We start from the raw sequence: 18,266 nt of genomic DNA, 5'->3' as shown, positions 1-18,266 counted from the left end.
CGCCGTTCTTGCTCGCGGCGCCGTTCTTGCTCGCGGCGCCGTTCTTGCTCGCGGCGCCGTTCTTGCTCGCGGCGCCGTTCTTGCTCGCGGCGCCGTTCTTGCTCGCGGCGCCGTGCTGGTCGTGGGCGCTCTCGTGGCTCGTGGCGCCGTCCTGGCCGTCGGCGTCGGGTGCGAGCAGGCCCAACAGGTGGCGCAGCTCAGTCAGGGCGCCGCGGCCGGCGTCCTGCACGGCCCCCAGCGCGGTCGCCGCCTCGTTGGGCATCGTGTCCAGCACCTCCCTGGCCGCGGACGCCTGCACGACCATGACGCTGACCGTGTGGCTGACGATGTCGTGCAGCTCCCTGGCGATCCTGGCCCGCTCGGCGTCGACCGCGGCCCGCGCGGCCGCCTCCCGCTCCCGCTCCAGCAGCCAGCCCCGCTCGCCCAGCGCCGCCGCGAGCCGCTTCCTGGTCCCCATCAGCGCCGTCAGCAGGACCGCGGCCATGGCACACGCGCACACCAGCGCGATGCCGAGCCAGGTCGCCGCTGAGGTCCACACCCGCCCACCTTGGCAGATGCGCCGCTCGTGCCGCATCGGCCGGGTGACCTACGCCCACGGTATGACCTCCCGCGCGGCGGGTGGACCCGTGGAAGGACGCGCCGCGGCCGTGCCCGCTCTACGTTGCTTGGCATGAGTGGTGATGGGGACCGGGTCGTGGTGCGGCTCGACGGCGTGCGCAAGGAGTATGGCGACACGACCGCGCTCGACGGGGTGACGCTGGAGATCCGGGCGGGCGAGGCCGTCGCCGTCATGGGCCCGTCCGGCTGCGGCAAGTCCACGCTGCTCAACATGATCGCCGGGCTGGACCGCCCGACGGCCGGCAGCGTCACCGTCCACGACGAGGACCTGGGCCGGCTCACCGAGACCGGGCTCGCGCTCTTCCGCCGCAAGCGCATCGGCATGGTCTTCCAGTTCTTCAACCTGCTCGACGACCTGCCCGCGCTGGAGAATGTGGCCCTCGCCGCCCAGCTCACCGGGGTGTCCGCGAGGCAGGCCCGGCGGCGCGCGCTGGAGCTGTTCGACGAGCTCGGCATCGCCGACCGCCGCAATGCCTACCCGGCCGTGCTCAGCGGCGGCGAGCGGCAGCGGGTGGCGGTGGCCCGAGCCTTGATGAACCGGCCGGCCCTCCTGCTCGCCGACGAGCCCACGGGCGCCCTCGACAGCCACGCCGGCGAGCAGGTGATGGACCTGCTGCTCGACCTCAACCAGATCGGCCAGACCCTGCTGCTCGTCACCCACGACGAGCGCATGGCCGAGCGCTGCGCCAGCCGGGTCGTCTCCCTCGCCGACGGCCGCGTCGTCGGCGAGCGCAGCCTGTCCCTCGACGGCCGCGGATTGGAGCGCACCCCGTGACCACCCTGAAGCACAGCGGAGCGATGCGAGCCGGAGTCCCATCCGCCGGCTCGGCCCGGCGCCGGACCGTGGTTCCCGGCTCGCACCGGCACCGGATCGCAGTCGCCAGTTCGGGCCAGCACCGGATCGCAGCCGCCGGCTCGTGTCGGCGCCCGACCGCAGTCGCCGGCTCGTGTCGGCGCTCGACCGGAGTCGCCGGCTCGGGTCAGCGCCGGATCGTGGTTGCTGGCTCGCGCCGGCGCCGGATCGTGGCGGAGGTGACGGCATGAGCGCCGTCTGGCGGGCAGCACGGGCCGCCGTGCGCCGGCGCCGGCTGCAGACGTTCGTCATCGGCATCGTGGTGCTGTTCTCCGCCGCGACGCTCGTCGTCGCGCTGCGACTGCTGGACGCGTCGACGGCGCCGTTCGAGCGGGTCTTCGCCGACCAGGCCGGTGCCCACGTCGTCGCCGTCTACGAGCCCGGCTCCGCCGGCGCCACATCTGCCACCCCGCCGGCCGGCACCACGGCGGCCGCCGGGCCGTTCGAGCAGGCGGTGCTGGCCGCGCCGGCCGACGCCGCGCTCCACCTGCCCGACTCGCTCACCGTCGTCGGGCGGGCCGACCCCGCCGGGCCGGTCGACCGGGTCGAGCTGTGGGACGGCCGCTGGGCGACCGCACCCGGCGAGATCGTGGTGGCGGACCTCCCGCCGGCGGCCGGCTACCACCCGCCGTCGCTGGTCGGGTCCGTCATCCAGCTGCGGGGCGCACCGCCGCTCACGGTCGTCGGTTTCGGGTACAGCGTCAGCCGCACCGCCGACGCGTGGGTCACCCCCGCGCAGATGGCGCAGCTGCACCCGACCGCCGTCCAGATGCTGTACCGGCTGCCCGGCGAGCCGGCCGAGCCCGCCGTCGACGCGTTCACCGCCGCACTGCCGTCCGACGGCCTGCTCGCCACCAGCTCCTACCTGGTGATCAAGGAGTCGGTGAAGGCCGGCCCGGGTGCCTACGTGCCGTTCCTGATCGTCTTCGGGCTGCTCGGGCTGTTCGTCGCCGTCCTGGTCGTCGCCAACGTCGTCGGCGGGGCGGTCGTTTCCGGATACCGGCACATCGGCGTCCTCAAGGCCATCGGCTTCACCCCGGCGCAGGTCGTCGGCGTGTATCTGACGATGGTGTCCGTGCCGGCGGTGGTCGGCGGCGGGCTCGGCGTCATCGGGGGCGAGTTCGCCGCACGGCCACTGCTGACGAACGCCTTCCAGGGCCTCGGCTTCCACGGCGACGTGGGCAACGGGCTGCGCGTGCAGGTCGCCGCGCTCGCCGGGATCCTCGTCGTGGTGCTGCTCGCCGCGCTGCTGCCGGCGTTGCGGGCTCGGCGGCTCCCGGCCGCCGAGGCGATCAGCGCCGGCAGCGCTCCCCGCACCGGCCGGGGGCTGCGGGTACAGCGGTGGCTGAGCGGGGTCGGGCTGCCGCGCTCGGTGAGCCTCGGGCTGGGCCTGCCCTTCGCCCGGCCGGCCCGCACCGCCCTGACCGTCGCCGCGGTCGTGCTCGGCGTGACGACCGTGACATTCGCGAGCGGGCTCGCCACCACCGTATCGAGGTATTCGAGCATCGCCGACCGCAACGAGACGGCCCCGATCGCGGTCCGGCCGGGCAACCCGCGGTTCCAGCAGGCGACGACCACCCGCTCCGATGAGGACATCGAGCGGCTGCTGCGGTCGCTGCCCGGCACCCGGCACGTGACCGCCATGCTCGGGATCGACATCACCGTCGTCGGGCAGACCCAGGCGGTCCCGGTGGACTTCCTGCGCGGCGACCACGACGAGGTGGGGTTGAAGGAGGCCATCGTCGCCGGACGGTGGCTGCGCGCCCCCGGCGAGATCGTCGTGCCCTCGGCGCTGCTGCACGAGCGGGGCATCCACCTCGGCGACCGGCTCACGTTCGAGCTCGACGGCCACCGCACCGAGGTGACCGTCGTCGGCGAGACCATGAGCGCCGCCGTCGGCGGCCCCGCCCTGATCACCACCTGGGAGACCCTGCAACGGCTCGGCCCGCAGCAGCCGATCCCCAACCACGAGGTCGTGTACGAGATCTCCGTCCTGCCCGGCACCGACATCTCCGCGTACCTCGCCTCCGTCCGCGCCGCCGACCCCGGCCTCGCCGCATGGAGCAACGTGGGCGTCAACTCGTTCACGGTCTCGATGATCAGCCTGTCGACCGCGCTGTCGCTGATGCTCGGCGTCGTGGCCGCCTTGAGCGTCCTCAACACCGTCCTGCTCAACGTCCGTGAACGCCGCCGCGACCTCGGCATGCTCAAGTCCATCGGGATGACCCCCCGTCAGGTGGTCGTGATGACGGTGACGTCCATGGCCGGCCTCGGCCTGCTCGGCGGCCTCGTCGGCGTCCCCACCGGCGTCTTCGCCCACCGTCTCGTCGTCCCCATGGCCACCCGCGCCGCGAAGGTGGACATCCCGCTGGCCCTGCTCAACGTCTGGCAACCGGCCACCCTGCTGCTCCTGGCCCTCGCCGGCGCCGCGATCGCCGTCCTCGGCGCCCTTGTCCCGGCCCGCGCCGCCGCCCGCCTCACCATCGCCGAGGTCCTCCACACTGAATAACCCCGCCCATTCCGCTTCCGCCCGCCTCAGCCGCCGCTTCTCCGCAGGCCGCGGCCGTCGATGTCCGTCTCAGCCGCGGGAGGAGAGGGCGGCGGCGGGGACGGTGAGGTGCTTCGACAGCCGGTACGACGGCAACGGGCTCCTCGTCACCAACTCCTTGTAGACGACCGCGGCGCGACCCGTGAGGAACCAGCGCCGCGGGGTGTCGTCGGGCCGGGTGAACTGGATGACGGCGTCCCCGCGGCCGAGGGACACCGGCTGGTGGATGTACCCGAACCGGAACGGCTTGGCCGGCTTCCCGGCGAGCACCCGCGCGATGCTGTCCGCCGCGTGCGCTCCACTGGGAATGCCGCTCTGGCAGGTGCCGTGGATCGTGCCCCACCGCTGCGTGATCGCCGCGGCGTCACCGATCGCAACGATGTCCGGATGCGACACGGACCGCAACGTCGCGTCCACCACGATCCGCCCCCGCTCGTCCACTGCGATCCCGGCCTCCGCGGCGAGCGGCGACGCCGTGAACCCGGTCGTCCAGAGCGTCGCGTCGGCACTGACTACCTGACCGCCGGCGACCTCGACCCCGTCCGGCAGGACCTCCGTGACCTCGACCCCGGTCCGCACGCCGACACCGAGCCGCCCCAGCGCCCGGTCGAGGTGCGCCCGCGCCCGCACCGACATCATCGAACCTGGCACGTCACGGCTGAGCAGCAGCACGCGGGCCGCCGGGTGCCGTTCGGCGATCTCCGTGGCGGCCTCGACACCGGTGAGCCCGCCGCCCACCACCGCGACCGTCGCGTCAGTCCGCGCGGCGAGCAGGTCCGCCAGCCGCGCCGCCGACTCGACGGAGTTCAGCGTGTACGCGTGAGCCTCCGCCCCAGGCACCGTCCCGGTCTCCGCCACACTGCCGATCGCGTAGACGAGCGTGTCGTAGCTCACGACCCGCCCACCGACGCTCACCTCCCGCCGCCCGGGATCGATCCGCTCCGCCCACCCCTGCACGAACTCGATGCCCGTGCCCCGCAACAGCTCCGGAATCCTCACGTCCCGAACAACCTGCCCACTGGCGACCTGATGCATCCGCAACCGCTCAGCGAACCGCTCCGACGGATTCACCACCGTGACGGCGACCCCGTGCCGTCGCGCCCTGCGCGCCACGCGAATAGCGGCGATCATCCCGGTGTACCCGCCGCCGAGGACAACGATCCGGTGCATGCCCGGCTCCCTTCTGGTTCCGCGCGCCCGCCGTCCGGCCGCGCATCACCCCCAGGACGAGCCACTCCACCGATCCGTGAGCCGCCCCGACAGTGACGCCGCTCACCCACCCCACCCGCCGCCGAACCGGGCTGCTCAAAGCCCACCCCACCGGCATCCGCGGCCGGCACCCGCCCCAACACAGCCGGGCGCCTCCATGCCACTCGCGAACCGACACCGGATCGGCCATCCCCGGCACCAGCAGACCACCCAACGCATGCCGCACCACCCCCGCCGCGCCACCATCAGGCGCGGTCGCCACCACCGCACCAACCCTGCCGGGCCGCCGCCAGGTGCGGTCGTCACCGCCGTGCGGTCGTCGGGCACGGTCACCACCACCGCACCGACCCTGCCGGGCCGCCGCCAGGTGCGGTCGTCACCGCCGTGCGGTCGTCGGGCGCGGTCGCCGCTGCCGCACCGACCCTGCCGCGCCGCCACCACGCGCGTCACCTCCACCGCATCAACCCGACCGCGCCGTCATCAGGCGCGGTCGCGTCCGCCGCACCGCCCAGCGCGACGGCACCCACTCACCGCATTCCGCCTCGCCTGCACCGCTGCCGAAGCACTGCACGACCCGGTCCTCGTTGCGATGCGTCACACGGCACCGGTGTCACCTCGCAACGTCCGTCGTTCGTCGGGCGCGCAGGATCACCTCCGAACGCGGCGGGGCCTTCCCGGCAACGGCGCAGCTTGCCTCCTCATGTCGCTGACGGCAGTGGTGGGATGCCGGAGAGCTTCTCGGGGTTGCTGACCAGGTGGATCGAGCGGACCAGGCCGTCGACCAGGTGTAGGAACACGGCCACGGCCGGCGTCCCGGCGGAGTACACGACGATGGCGGGACCGCCGTTGAGCTCCTCGACGGCGATGCTCGGTGCCTCGGGCAGGCGGCCGGCGAACGTCAGCAGCGCCCCTGCCACCAGCTCCAGCCCCGCGATCACCTTGCGCGGCGCGGGTGCCAGGCCGCCGCCATCGCTGACCAGCTCGACGCCGGGGGCGAGCACCTCGACCAGCTTGCGCAGGTCACCGCCGGCGCAGGCGGCCAGGAACCGCTGCGTGACCTCGGTCCTCGTCGCGAGGTCGGTGTCATACCTGACGCGATGCTCCTCGACGTGGGCGCGGGCCCGCGCCGCGGTCTGGCGGACGGAGACCTCGCTCCGCCCGACGAACGAGGCGATCTCCGCATGCGAATAACCGAACGCCTCGCGCAGCACGAACACCGCCCGCTCCAACGGCGACAGCGACTCCAGCACCAGCAGCATCGCCGTGGACACCGAGTCGGCGAGGGCGACCCGCTCCGCGACGTCGGGGCTGGTCAGCATCGGCTCGGGCAGCCACGGCCCGACATACTGCTCCCGGCGCGCCTGGGCGCTGCGCAGCCGGTCGATCGCCAGCCGGGTCGTCACCCGGACCAGATACGCCTCGGGATCCTCGACCGTCGCCGGGTCGACGGTGCTCCACCGCAGCCACGCGTCCTGCACGACGTCCTCGACGTCGCCGACCCGGCCGAGCACCCGGTAGGCGACGGCCTTGAGCCGACCGCGGTGCTCGTCGAAGACGTCTGCCGGGATCATGGCGTCACTGCTGCAGCACGGACAGGATGTTGCCGGCCGGGTCGCGGAACCACGCGATCAGCGGTCCGCCGGCACGATGGATGCCCTTGGCGTCGGTGGCCTCATACTGCTCGAACGTCACACCCCGCCGGATCAGCTCGTCGACGGCGGCCTCGATGTCCTCGACAGGGAAGTTGAGCACGGTGAACGTCGCCGGCTGATGATCGGGCTTCGGATAGATCAGCACGTCCTTGTCCCCGGCGAGGCGCAGGTGCAGCATGCCGTGCTCCTCGTCGACCGTGAGGCCGAGGGTCTCGCTGTAGAACCGTTTGGTGGCCGGGATGTCGCCCGTCGAGAACCCGCTGAACGCCTTCGAATCCGTGAGCATCGTTGCCCCTTCCGTCTCGATGCCTTGTTCCTACCACGCGGGTACGACGGTTTCCGTCCAACGTTGATCAGCGGGCGGGCGGTTTTGTCGGTGGTCGTGGTTAGTGTGACGCCGTGACCAGATGGACCTCGCCCCAGGCGTCCTCAGCCCCGCTGGAGTGGACCCCGCCGCAGCCGCCGCCGCTCGTGTGGCGCGACGGGATCGCGGTCAGTCCCTGGCTGCGGTCGGTCCTGCATCCGCGCCGCGGCGGCATCGCGACGGACATCAGACCGCTCGCCACCGTGGAGGAGGCATGGGCGGGGCTGCGCCGCGGCGTGTGGTCGGAGGACGCCGCGATCCGCGAGCGCGGCAATCGGTCCAGGGTCTGGGAGCTCGTCACCTCCTCGGAGGCGCAGGAGCGCGCGACAGGGCATCGGCTGCTGGACCACGAGCACCGGGTCGGCACCGCCGCCGAGGACCGCGCGCTCGTGGAGGCGTGCCGAGCCAGGTTCGAGTATCTGTCCGGCCCGGTTCACGACTGGCTCGCCGACTTCCTCGTCGCGGCGCACGGCCTGATCGAGGGCTGCCGTCGGATCCTCGGTGGGCTGCACGTCGAGCTGCCCTATGTCGGTGTCGGGGTCTTCGGGCGGCTTCGTGAGCTGCTGGTCCTCGCCGACGAGCCGACCTATGCGCAGGCCCGTGACGCGCTGCTGGAGGTTCGCGATCGTAAGGCGGCGGAGCACACCGGCAGCGTCCGCGCCGACCTGTTCTGGGCCACCTCGTTCCTGCTGCCGCTAGGCCCGCAGGCCGGCGAGGAGGAGCGCGGTGCGCATCGCGACGCTATGCGGTACAGCGGCAGATTCGGCAACGTCGACGTCCATGCGTCCGGGCTCGCCGCCGGCGACCTCGGCACGCTCAAGAAGCTCCTTGCCGCCAACGACAAGGTTCGGTGGGAGTTCTTCGGCACGGGCGGCGGCCGGGCCTATCTCGCGAGCGTCCTCGACATCGCCGGCGCCGCCGCGGGTCCCGTCATGGCCACGATGAAGCCGGCGTACCCGTTCGAGGACCACGCCCACCACAACGGCATGTGGTGCAGCCTGCTGGCCCACATCGACGACGACGCGGCGCGTGAGGCCCTGCGGCGGGAGCGGGAGGCCGGGCGCCCGTGGGCGACGCTCGGCCCGCTCACCGACCCCGGCGCGTTCGAGCCCGGCCGCGATCCGGCGACCGAGACCGTGGCGCCCGACGGCGTCCCCTGCGACTACCGGCCGCCCACCGCGGCGCATCCGGTCTGGTTGGAGCCCGCGGTGCCGGTCGAGCCCGAGCTGCGCTGGCGTGACGAGGAGCGGGAGGCGGCCGAGCAGTTGGGCGGCGACGACGGCTCGGTGCGGTGGGAGGGTGTGTCGATCAGCCGGTGCGACACGGCCCAGGTGACGGCGTGGCTGGAGCATCGGGAGCACTGGGCGCTGCCGACGACGCTGCCCATGCTCACGCTCGCTCCACTGTGGACACATGAGCGGCTGATGGCGCTCGGGTTCGCGCACCACTACTACCACGTGCGGTTCACGCTGCCGCTGCTGCTGGCCCGGCACGGCGTCAGCCACGTTGCCCCGCTGCTCGCCGCGTTCTCCGACCGGGCCAGCGTGGAGCACGCATTGGAAGCGGCGCAGCCGGTCGGGCACGTCGCGTTGGTAGCGCCGGTCGTGCAGGCGTTCGCCGGCAAGAAGCTGCGCCGCCCCGCCCGGTCCTGGCTGCTGCGCCATCCCCGGCACGCCGCGGCGGGCGCGGTCGCGCTGTGGTCGGCGACGCCGGCGGACACCGCAGTCGGGCGGGTCCTGCGGTATCTCGACGCGCAGGGCCACCGTCCGTTGCTGCTCGCGCAGGCGGGGGAGCGGGCCGGCGACCTGGTCGCGCTGCTCGACAAGGACCCGGTCACGTCGGTGAAGCTGCCGCAGTACGTGACCGGCGCGCCGCTGCCGTCGCTGATCGCCACCGCTGACGGAGCCGTCGCCGACCCTGACACGGTCGAGCACCTGCTGGCCAGGCTCTCCGTCTGCAACGCCGACGAGGTGCATCCAGCGGTCCTCGCCGCCCGTGACGCGTGGACGGCGGGGTCGCGGGCCGCGTTCGCGCAGGAGCTGTTCGAGCGGTGGCTCACCGCGGGTGCGCCCGCTCCCGACGGCTGGTGCATGCAGGCCGTCGGGCTCATCGGCGACGACGCGGGCGCGCGCCGCATCGCCGCGCTCGCCAAGCATTGGCCGGGCCAGGGCGCGAGCGCCCGCGCGCAGGCCGCCCTCGACGCGCTGCGGCACCGCGGCACCGACGCGGCGCTCATCGAGCTCAACCTGCTCGCCGAGAAGTCCAGGTTCCCCGTGTTCAAGAGCGTCGCCCGCCAGCACATCGAGGCGATCGCCGACCTGCGCGGCCTCACCTCCGACGAGCTCGCCGACCGGCTCGTGCCCACCCTCGGCCTCGACGACGACGGCGACACGGTCGAGACGGACTCCGGCACGTTCCGGATCGTCTTCGACCACCAGCTGCTGCCCGTCGTCCGCGACGCGACCGGCCGGGTCCACGCCGAGCTGCCCAAGCCGGCCCGCGGCGAGGACAAGCAGCGCCACAAGAAGGCCAAGGACCGCATCACCGCGCTGCGCAAGGAGGCCCGCGCGTCGGCGTCGCTGCACGTGTCGCGGCTGGAGCGCGCCATGTGCACCGGCCGCCGCATTCCGGCTGCCATCTTCCTCGACCGCTTCGCCACCCACCCGTGGATGAGCCACCTCGCCCGGCGGCTCGTCTGGGGAGTGTTCGAGGAGCCGGTGCCGACCGCGCCGGCGGGGGAGGAGCGCGGTGGGCTTGTCACGACCGTCCGGGTCGCCGAGGACGGCACGCTTGCCGGCGTCGACGACGAGCCCGTGATCCTGCCGGCCGGTGCGGCGCTCGGTGTGCTGCATCCGCTGCAGTTCCCCGACGGCGGGTTGGCGGCGTGGAGTGAGGTGTTCGCCGATTACGAGCTGCTGCAACCGTTCGAGCAGTTGGGGCGGCCGGCGCACCGCGTCACGGACGACGAGCGGGGCGCGCGGGCGATCGATCGCTTCGAGGGGCGGAAGGTGACGGTCGCGGTGCTGCGTGGGCTCGAGCGGCACGGCTGGACCCGCTGGTATGACGCCGTCGTGCAGATGGCCAAGCCGATCGGCGGGGGCGTCTACGTGGTGCTCAACACCGAGCCTGGCTGGCACGCCTCCGACACGGTCGACTCCGCACCGCCGCAGACGGTCGCCGACCTGGTCTTAGGTCGCGCCGACGGCAGGACGTTCGGGGACCTGCCGCCGGTCGTCTTCTCGGAGCTGATCCACGACCTGCGGGTGGTGACCTGACCGGCCGGCGGCGACAGGTTTGAGCGACACGGCCTGCGGTCAATGGCCGGCGGTGACGACTTGAGCGACACGACCCTGCGGGTGATGACCCGACCGGTCAGCGGGTGGCGGCGGGTTGAGCGACCCGGCCTGTGGGGTGACCTGGCAGGTCGGTGGCCGGCGGCGACGGGTTGAGCGACACGATCTGCGGGTGGTGGCCTGACGGGTCGGTGGCCGGCCGCGGCGACTTGAGCAACACGACCTGCGGTCGGTGGCCGGCGGTGGCGACTTGGAGCGACACGGCCTGCGGTCGGTGGCCGGCGGTGGCGACTTGGAGCGACACGGCCTGCGGTCGGTGGCCGGCGGTGGCGACTTGGAGCGACACGACCTGCGGTCGGTGGCCGGCGGTGGCGACTTGGAGCGACACGACCTGCGGTCAGCGGCCGGCGGTGGCGACTTGGGTGATTGGCCGTGCGGGGCGGACTAACCTGACCGGGCCCGGTTCGAAGAACGGATGGGGAGCTGAGAGATGGCTGACGAGGTCGTCGAGAGGATCACCGTCGGCGTGGCGCCGGAGGTGGTGTTCCGGGCGGTGGCGGACGTGCGGCGGATGGCGAGGCACAGCAACGAGTGCTTCGCGACCTGGGTGCTGACGCGGTCGGCGGGGCGGGTGCCGCGGCGGTTCGTCGGGTTCAACCGGCGCGGGGCGTACGTCTGGTTCACCACGTGCAAGGTGGTGGCGGCGGAGCCGGGGGTGGAGTTCGCGTTCGATGTGACGACGTTCGGGATGCCGGTCGCGCGGTGGGGGTTCCGGCTCGCGGGGGTCGAGGGCGGGACCGAGGTCACCCAGTACTGGATCGACCAGCGGGTTCGCGGGGCGATGATCCTCGGCAGGATCTTCACCGGGAAGGCCGCGAAGACGAGGCCCGAGGACAACCGGGAGGGCATGCGGATCACCCTGGAGCGGTTGCGGCAGGAGTTAGCCGACGGGGCCGGTGGCGACGCGGCGTGAGACCCACAGCAGGTACTCCTTGCGGTTCAGTGGGTTGTGGTCGGAGCGGGGCCTGACGGGCGGCGTTCCGTGGACAGGACGGTGGTGGTCGAAGGCGTACTCCAGGACTCCGAGGCCGTGGCTGATGCCGGGCAGGCGGCGTTCCAGATCGCGGATGCGTGCCGCCGGGATGGTGCCGGTCACCTCGCACCAGTCGCGGCGCTGGTCCTGCGACGACGGCACGGCGCCGAGCTTCGACAGCAGGCCGAGCACCACGCCTGTGGTGGAGGCCGGGATCTCGAGGTGGAAGCGGTGGATCGGCTCGCAGACCCGCGTGCCGGCCTGGCGCAGCGCGCGCATGAGCACCAAGGGGGTCAGCTTGCGGTAGTCGGCGGCGGAGCTGCCGGGGGCCTGGTAGCCGGACGTGGTCATCGTGACCCTGGCGCCGGTTACGTTCCAGCCGTGCAGGCCCTGGCGGAGGGTGTCCCGGACGTACGAGGACATCGCGGCCTCGAAGTCGGCGGCCCTGTTGTAGACGTACATCGGCATGGACTCGACGGGCACGTCCAGGTGGAATTCGACACCGCCGTCCGAGGGTTCGACGCGCAGGCCGACCGTGGCGAGGAACGGGTTGTCCGGCGCGCCGAGCAGCTCCACGGCGGAGCCGGTGCCGGCGACCTGCTCGACGTAGACGATCGTCGACTCGCGGAAGTCGACCAGCACGCCGTACTCCGCGGCGAGCGTCGCCTCGATGACCTCCTTCTGGACCTCGCCGTACAACGCGACGGCCAGCGAGACGCCCGGCGAACCCGCCGGCGAACCCGACACCGAACCGGCTCCTGAGCCCGACGCCGAGCCCGACACCGAACCGGCCCCCGAACCGGCCCCCGAACCGGCCCCCGAACCGGCCCCTGAGCCCGACGCCGACCCCGAGCCCGACCCCGAGCCCGACGCCGACGCCGAGCCGGGCGGTACGTCGGGCGGTGTGTCGGACAGGCGCAGGTCGATCAGAGGGTCCTGCTCCGCGAGCTGGGCGAGCGCCGCGTGCAGGCGGCCGCGGTCGCGCGGGTCGCGGGGCACGACGACGGTCTCCAGCGTGGGAGGCGCGAAGAGCTGGGCCGAGCCCGCGCGCGGCGGGTCGGCGCCGATGGTGTCGCCGATCCGGACGGTTCGCAGGCCCCACAGCTTGCCGATCTGGCCCGCGGCGACCGACCCCGCGGGCACCGCGGTGCCGCCCGAAGGAATGCCGATCGCGGTGACCTTGCCGGCCGGGAGCTGGTCGCGGACGTGGATCGTGCCGGCGAAGAGGCGGACGTACGCGATCTTCTCGCCGGCCGGGCCGCGCTCGACCTTGAACACCGTGGCGGACAGCGGGGCGTCCGGGTCGCCGCCGGCCGTGGGCAGGACCGTGGCGAGACCGGAGACCAGCGCGTCGACCCCCGCGCCGGTCGTCGCCGAGCCGAAGTACACCGGATGGACCAGCCCCGCCGCGGTCTGCCGGGCGAGCTCGGGCTCCAGCGGTACATCGGCCGCATCGTGCACAAAAGCGGCCATGGCCTGCTCGTCGTGCTCGGCCAGGGCCTCCGCCAGGCGGGCGGTGCCGGGCTCGAAGGCGGCGCCGGGTGTGCCCAGGCCGGTGGGGCGGCCCATCGGGGCGAGCGCGGGCGTCAGCATGGCCGCGAGGTCCGCGAGGAGGTCCTCGTGCCGGGCGCCGCGCCGATCGATCTTGTTGACGAAGATCAGCGTCGGTACGCGCAGCCGGCGCAGTGTTCGCATCAGGATCCGGGTCTGCGCCTGGACGCCCTCGACCGCGGAGACGACGAGGACGGCGCCGTCCAGGACGCGGAGCGCGCGCTCCACCTCGGCGATGAAGTCGGGGTGCCCGGGCGTGTCGATCAGGTTGACCGTGACGCCGCCGACGGGGAACGACGCCACCGCGGACTTGATGGTGATGCCCCGCTGCCGTTCGAGGGCGAGCGAGTCGGTCTGCGTGCTGCCGTCGTCGACGCTGCCGATCCGGTCGATGACGCCGGCGCGGAACAGCAGCCGCTCGGTCAGGCTGGTCTTACCGGCGTCGACATGCGCGACGATGCCGAGGTTGAGGATGGTCATGCAGGGTCAGGCCTCCAGCGTCGATGACTCCCTTCCGGATGGACGTGGTCCCTGCGCGCATGTCCGCTCCTCGAGTCCTCGACGTGGTTCTCGCCCCATACTGGCCCAACCGGCCGGCGCCCGCACCGGCATTTCCGCCGCCGGCGGCGCGGCTTGACCTTGCCCCTTGGGCAAGGCCGACCCTGAATCGCGCCGGGCGGTCCGCCCGGCCCGGAAGGAGCGCAGGTGGACGAGGAGCTGCTCACCATCGGGGTGTTCGCGCGGCGGTCGTGGCTCTCCCCTAAGGCGTTGCGGCTGTACGAACGGCAGGGCCTGCTCCTGCCCGCCGCCGTCGACGAGCACAACGGCTACCGCTGGTACCGCGAGGAGCAGCTGGAGACGGCCAGGCTGATCGCCCGGCTCCGCCGCCTCGACATGCCCCTCGCGACCGTCGCCGCGATCGTCGCCGCACCCGACCCGCGGACGCGGGCCGGCCTCATCGGTGACTACTGGACCGCCCAGGAGCACGCGACGGCGGTCCGCCGCGAGCTCGTCACCCACCTGCGCAGCCGGCTGCTCGACGACCGGGAGAGACTCACCATGTACGAAGTACAGGTCCGCGACGTGCCCCAGCAGACGGTGCTGACCGAACAGCGGCACGTGAACGCCCAGGAGCTGCAGGCCTGGATCGACGAGGCCATCGGCCGCCTGCTCAAGGCCGCCACCGGCCACGGCGACGGCATGACCGGCCCCTGCTTCATCGTCTACCACGGCGAGGTCAACGAGGACAGCGACGGCCCCGTCGAGATCTGCCTGCCGGTCGACCCGTCCGGCCCCCTGGACAGCGCCGTCCGCGTCGAGCCCGCCCACCGTGAGGCGTACACCCGCATCATCAAGGCCCAGGTCGCGTACCCGCAGATCCTGTCCGCCTTCGACGCGGTCGCGCAGTGGGTCGCCGCCCAGGGCCTGCCGGTCAGCTCCTCACCCCGCGAGGTCTACTTCGCCGACTTCGGCGCCGCTGCCCCGTCGGACGAGGTCTGCGACATCGCCTTTCCCCTCGGTTGATCCGCCTGTACGGATGAGGTGCCCACTACGGGCGGTGGTGGGCACCTGTCGGCCAGTGATCGATGGCCCATCGGCTGCACGTGATCCGCTCTTCAGCGATGTTTGCGCATGCGTGGTTCCGTCACGGCAATTCGCTGCTCGATACTGCCGGGATGGAGGCCCGGAGCATCACCAAAGGCGCGAATCTCGAACTTCCCACCGACACGAGTGGATTGCAGATCGTCGTCGGATGGCAGGATTCCGAGAACGAGCGAGCAATCGACGCATCCGCATTGTTGCTGGCCGGTAGGAAGGTCCGTTCGGACGCTGATTTCGTCTTCTACAACCAGCCGACCTCGGCGGACGGGTCGGTGCGGCACCTCGGTGCGAGCGTCACCGAGGGCGGCGTGGAAGAGCGGATCGCGGTCGACCTCGAGTCGGTGCCCGGGGATGTCGACACCATTGCGATTGCCGCGAGTCTCGACCGGGGATCGTTCGGCGAATTGAGCGGCATGCATCTCGTGGCGCTGGACGACGGGGGCGCGCCGATCGTCCGGTACGACATCACCGACGCCACGGTCGAGACGGCGTTCGTGTTCGGTGAGGTGTACCGGCGCAACGGTGCCTGGAAGTTGCGCGCGGTCGGTCAGGGCTGGGACACCGGCCTCGCCGGCCTCGCGACCGACTTCGGCGTCAGCGTCGACGACGAGCCGGCGCCGGACGCCGCGGACCTGCCGGCGCCGATCCTGGACGAGACGACGTCCGTGCTCGAGGAGACCGGGACGGAGCTGCTGGACGCGACCGGCGCGGACGACATGGACGCGCAGCTGCTGGACGAGACGACGTCCGTGCTGGAGGAGGCCGACGCGGAAGCCGTGGACGTCGGGGACTTCGTGGACGACGCGGGCGCGGACGCGGCGGTGTCCGGCGAGCCCGAGCCGCCGCTCGACGAACCGGTGCCCGTGGCCGCGGCACCCGCCGGCGCCGCTCCGGCGGCCAGCCGGGCGAAGACGGTCCGCACCAGACAACCCCGGACCACCAGGATCATGCCGCCGGTGCCCGTCCTGGCCGGCGGCACGAACTGGGCGGCGGCCCGCCTCTTCTCGGTCGCCGGTGTCGGCGCGGCCGAGGAGCAGGAGAAGCGGGCAACGTCGGCGCTGCTGGCGACCATGTACGCCGTCCGCCCGTTCGCCCGCGGCATCGTCGCCCGGCTCGGCGCCCCCGCGGGCACCGTGGAGACGTTCGCCGAGGTGCAGTTCGAGCTCGCCGACCGCAAGGTCGTCCCGGACGGTGTCATCAGGGTCGCCCGCGGCAGCCGCCTGTGGACGTGCCTGCTCGAGGTCAAGACCGGCACCTCCCAGCTGCGCCGCGACCAGGTCGAGAAGTACCTCGACGTCGCCCGGATCCGGGGCTACGACGCGGTCGTCACGCTGTCCAACGAGATCGCCCCCGGCGCCGGCGAGCACCCCGTCGACGTGGACAAGCGCAAGATCCGCAAGGTCGGCATGCTGCACCTGTCGTGGGCCGAGGTCCTGCAGGAGGCCAGGATGGTGCTCACGCACCGCGGCGTCGAGACGCCGGTCCAGGCGTGGATTCTGGCCGAGTTCATCAAGTACCTGGAGCACCCCCGCTCGGGCGCGTCCGGGTTCGACGACATGGGCGCCGCGTGGGCGACCGTCCGGGACGCGGCGGTCGCCGGCACGCTGCGGGCCGCCGACCGCAAGGTGCCCGCGGTCGCCGACGCGTGGCTGCGGCTGGTGCGGTTCCTCTGCCTGCACCTCACCGCCGAGCTCGGGGTCACCGTCACCAGCCCGCTGCCCCGCCGGCTCGCCGTGGACCCGGCCGCCCGGCAGGCCGCGGTCGTCTCGAAGCTCGCCGTCGACGGCGTCCTCGACGCGACCTTGAAGATCCCGGGCGCGGCCGGGCTGGTCACCCTCGCCGCCGACGTCGGGCGCGGGCAGGTCAAGGTGTCGGTCCAGGTCGCCGCCCCGAAGGAAGGCAGCTCGCAGCGGCGGGTGTCCTGGCTGCTCAGGCAGCTCGACAAGGCCCCGAACGACGTCGTGGTCGAGGTCGGCTTCACCGGCCGCACCGAGACCACCTGCGAGCGGCTCGGCGACGCCCGGGCCAGACCGGCCGTCCTGATCGTCGACCGGGCGCTGGACATCACCACCTTCAAGCTGAGCCGGAGCACCCCGATGGGCGCCAGGCGGTCCGGCGTCAGAGGGGCCTTCGTGCACAGCGTCATCACGGCGCTCGACGCCTTCTACGGCACCGTCGTGCAGGGCCTCAAGCCGTGGCCGTCGCCGGCGCCGCAGCTGCCGGAGGAGACCGTGTCGGAGGCGGCGGCGCTCGACGACCTCACGTGAGGCACCGCGACCGCGTGACTGGGTGTGACGCGGTCGCGACAGTGCGAATTGTCGGGCCCGCGCGGACCGTACCGGCGACACAATGGTCTATGGCAGGCTGATGCCGACCGTGTGGGGGAGGAGCGCGCATGGCCGTCGCTGACGGGCTGCTCAACGGCACCGGGGCGCTGCTCTTCATCGCCGCCGCGATCGGGTTCGGCCTGGTGTGCGTCATCGCGTGGGAGTCGCGGGCCCTGTTCCTCACGCCGCTGGGCTGGGTGCTGCTGCCGATCGTGGTGGCCGCCTGGTTCGGCGGCGCCGCCGTCATCGGTCTGCCCGCCGACGTGCTGCTCGGCCACAGCGACGCCGGCGCGATCTGGCCGGGGCTGGTCGCGTCGCCGGTCGTGGCCCTCGTGCTCGGCCGCCGCTTCCGCACGCCCGGCGGAAACAGCGCGGGCCAGATCTTCGTCCGCGCCGGCATCCTGCTCGCGGGCTGCGTCGCCGCCAAGTGCGTCGCCTATGCGCTCGGCTTCCGGGTCTTCGACTTCTGGACCGGCGGCGCCGTGACCCTGGGTGCGCTGGTGGTGTGCATCGCCGTCTGGCAGTTCGCGGACATCGACGGCGTCGTGCACCTGTTCGTGCGGGCCGGGGTGGTGCTCGCGGCCGTCGGCCTGGTCGGGGCGTGGGCCGCCGTCAACCACGTGCCCGTCGCCGGCAACCCCCGCACCGCCTCCACCACCACGGTGGCGATCATGCTGCTGACCCTGCCGCTGCTCGCCCTCGCCGCCGCCGTCCTGGCCGTCGCGGTGCTGCGCCGGTTCCGTCCCGACGTGGCCCCGCGGCCGGCCCGCGACCCGGCCGCCCGCGTGCCCAAGACGCACGAGGTGTGGAACGCGTTCGTGACCTTCGAGGAGGACGACGACGAGGGCAAGGACCGCCCGGTGCTGGTGCTGAGCGCCGACACCGGCGGCGCCGACGTGCTGAAGATCACCAGCCAGGACAAGTCGCGCCTCGACGACTACTTACCCCTGCCACTGGAGCGGTGCCGCGGCGTGCTGAGCAAGGAGAGCTGGCTGGAGCTGCGGCCGACCCGGGTGCCGCTGGAGGAGTTCCGCGGCTACCGGGGGCTGTGCCCGCCGTGGATCTGGGCCGAGCTGCGCACCCGCGGCCTGATCACCGCGCCCTCGTCCACCGTCAAACGGCCGGCAGCCGCCAAACGGCCCGCGGCCGTCGTGGGTCAGCGGCCGGCGCCACGCTCGTTCCTCGCCCGTCTGCGCAACCGTTGAAAGGCTGTCGA

The 18,266-nt window shown here is 73.0% G+C and carries 12 protein-coding genes; 7 read left to right on the top strand and 5 right to left on the bottom strand.

The features are described 5' to 3' along the window. Positions 1-457, bottom strand: a 457-nt coding sequence (locus tag AB0J72_RS04860) for a histidine kinase dimerization/phosphoacceptor domain-containing protein (RefSeq protein WP_363394651.1), incomplete at its 3' end; no start/stop codon positions are given. A 213-nt stretch (positions 458-670) separates the two neighbouring features. Between AB0J72_RS04860 and AB0J72_RS04855 the strand changes: the two genes are divergently transcribed. Together AB0J72_RS04855 and AB0J72_RS04850 are read left to right on the top strand one after the other, a co-directional pair. Continuing rightward, the gene (locus AB0J72_RS04855; protein WP_363394462.1) at positions 671-1,393 is read left to right on the top strand and encodes an ABC transporter ATP-binding protein; all 723 of its coding nucleotides are present in this window, start codon (positions 671-673) and stop codon (positions 1,391-1,393) included. A 265-nt stretch (positions 1,394-1,658) separates the two neighbouring features. After that, positions 1,659-3,980 (top strand): ABC transporter permease, encoded by a 2,322-nt coding sequence (locus AB0J72_RS04850; protein ID WP_363394460.1) that lies wholly within the window; start codon positions 1,659-1,661, stop codon positions 3,978-3,980. Between the two features lie 69 nt (positions 3,981-4,049). On the opposite strand, the gene AB0J72_RS04845 is transcribed toward AB0J72_RS04850, so the two are convergent. The 3 genes from AB0J72_RS04845 to AB0J72_RS04835 form a co-directional block, all read right to left on the bottom strand. Further along, a complete protein-coding gene (locus AB0J72_RS04845) occupies positions 4,050-5,189 on the bottom strand; it encodes an FAD-dependent oxidoreductase (RefSeq protein WP_363394458.1) in 1,140 nt (379 codons plus the stop codon). Between the two features lie 737 nt (positions 5,190-5,926). Beyond that, a complete protein-coding gene (gene sigJ, locus AB0J72_RS04840; RefSeq protein ID WP_363394456.1) occupies positions 5,927-6,799 on the bottom strand; it encodes an RNA polymerase sigma factor SigJ in 873 nt (290 codons plus the stop codon). Between the two features lie 4 nt (positions 6,800-6,803). Next, positions 6,804-7,166, bottom strand: a complete 363-nt coding sequence (locus tag AB0J72_RS04835; RefSeq protein WP_363394454.1) for a VOC family protein — start codon at positions 7,164-7,166, stop codon at positions 6,804-6,806. A gap of 113 nt (positions 7,167-7,279) precedes the next feature. On the opposite strand from AB0J72_RS04835, the gene AB0J72_RS04830 reads away from it, so the two are divergent. Both AB0J72_RS04830 and AB0J72_RS04825 read left to right on the top strand, forming a co-directional pair. Beyond that, positions 7,280-10,519 (top strand): DUF4132 domain-containing protein, encoded by a 3,240-nt coding sequence (locus tag AB0J72_RS04830; protein WP_363394452.1) that lies wholly within the window; start codon positions 7,280-7,282, stop codon positions 10,517-10,519. Positions 10,520-11,027: 508 nt separating this feature from the next. Further along, a complete protein-coding gene (locus tag AB0J72_RS04825) occupies positions 11,028-11,510 on the top strand; it encodes an SRPBCC family protein (protein WP_363394450.1) in 483 nt (160 codons plus the stop codon). Here the strand turns inward: AB0J72_RS04825 and AB0J72_RS04820 are convergent. Then, positions 11,478-13,601, bottom strand: coding sequence for a translation factor GTPase family protein (locus AB0J72_RS04820; RefSeq protein WP_363394448.1), 2,124 nt, complete (start codon positions 13,599-13,601; stop codon positions 11,478-11,480). The genes AB0J72_RS04825 and AB0J72_RS04820 overlap by 33 nt on opposite strands. A 225-nt stretch (positions 13,602-13,826) precedes the next feature. Between AB0J72_RS04820 and AB0J72_RS04815 the strand changes: the two genes are divergently transcribed. The 3 genes from AB0J72_RS04815 (at position 13,827) to AB0J72_RS04805 (ending at position 18,255) form a co-directional block, all read left to right on the top strand. After that, positions 13,827-14,645 (top strand): MerR family transcriptional regulator, encoded by an 819-nt coding sequence (locus tag AB0J72_RS04815; RefSeq protein WP_363394447.1) that lies wholly within the window; start codon positions 13,827-13,829, stop codon positions 14,643-14,645. 62 nt (positions 14,646-14,707) lie between these two features. Next, the gene (locus tag AB0J72_RS04810; protein WP_363394445.1) at positions 14,708-16,990 is read left to right on the top strand and encodes a TerD family protein; all 2,283 of its coding nucleotides are present in this window, start codon (positions 14,708-14,710) and stop codon (positions 16,988-16,990) included. 128 nt (positions 16,991-17,118) lie between these two features. Further along, positions 17,119-18,255 (top strand): hypothetical protein, encoded by a 1,137-nt coding sequence (locus AB0J72_RS04805; RefSeq protein ID WP_363394443.1) that lies wholly within the window; start codon positions 17,119-17,121, stop codon positions 18,253-18,255. The last annotated feature ends 11 nt before the right edge of the window (positions 18,256-18,266 follow it).

It is taken from the genome of Dactylosporangium sp. NPDC049742 (genome assembly GCF_040674675.1).
Taxonomy (GTDB): Bacteria; Actinomycetota; Actinomycetes; order Mycobacteriales; family Micromonosporaceae; genus Dactylosporangium; species Dactylosporangium maewongense.
This window is presented reverse-complemented; position numbering and strand designations above follow the sequence as displayed.

Bases quoted from the DNA above. Each gene is read 5' to 3' on its own strand.
- AB0J72_RS04845 (WP_363394458.1), bottom strand. From the start codon at position 5,189: ATGCACCGGATCGTTGTCCTCGGCGGCGGGTACACCGGGATGATCGCC.
- AB0J72_RS04835 (WP_363394454.1), bottom strand. From the start codon at position 7,166: ATGCTCACGGATTCGAAGGCGTTCAGCGGGTTCTCGACGGGCGACATC.
- AB0J72_RS04805 (WP_363394443.1), top strand. From the start codon at position 17,119: ATGGCCGTCGCTGACGGGCTGCTCAACGGCACCGGGGCGCTGCTCTTC.
- AB0J72_RS04820 (WP_363394448.1), bottom strand. From the start codon at position 13,601: ATGACCATCCTCAACCTCGGCATCGTCGCGCATGTCGACGCCGGTAAG.
- AB0J72_RS04855 (WP_363394462.1), top strand. From the start codon at position 671: ATGAGTGGTGATGGGGACCGGGTCGTGGTGCGGCTCGACGGCGTGCGC.
- AB0J72_RS04825 (WP_363394450.1), top strand. From the start codon at position 11,028: ATGGCTGACGAGGTCGTCGAGAGGATCACCGTCGGCGTGGCGCCGGAG.
- sigJ (WP_363394456.1), bottom strand. From the start codon at position 6,799: ATGATCCCGGCAGACGTCTTCGACGAGCACCGCGGTCGGCTCAAGGCC.
- AB0J72_RS04850 (WP_363394460.1), top strand. From the start codon at position 1,659: ATGAGCGCCGTCTGGCGGGCAGCACGGGCCGCCGTGCGCCGGCGCCGG.
- AB0J72_RS04810 (WP_363394445.1), top strand. From the start codon at position 14,708: ATGGCCCATCGGCTGCACGTGATCCGCTCTTCAGCGATGTTTGCGCAT.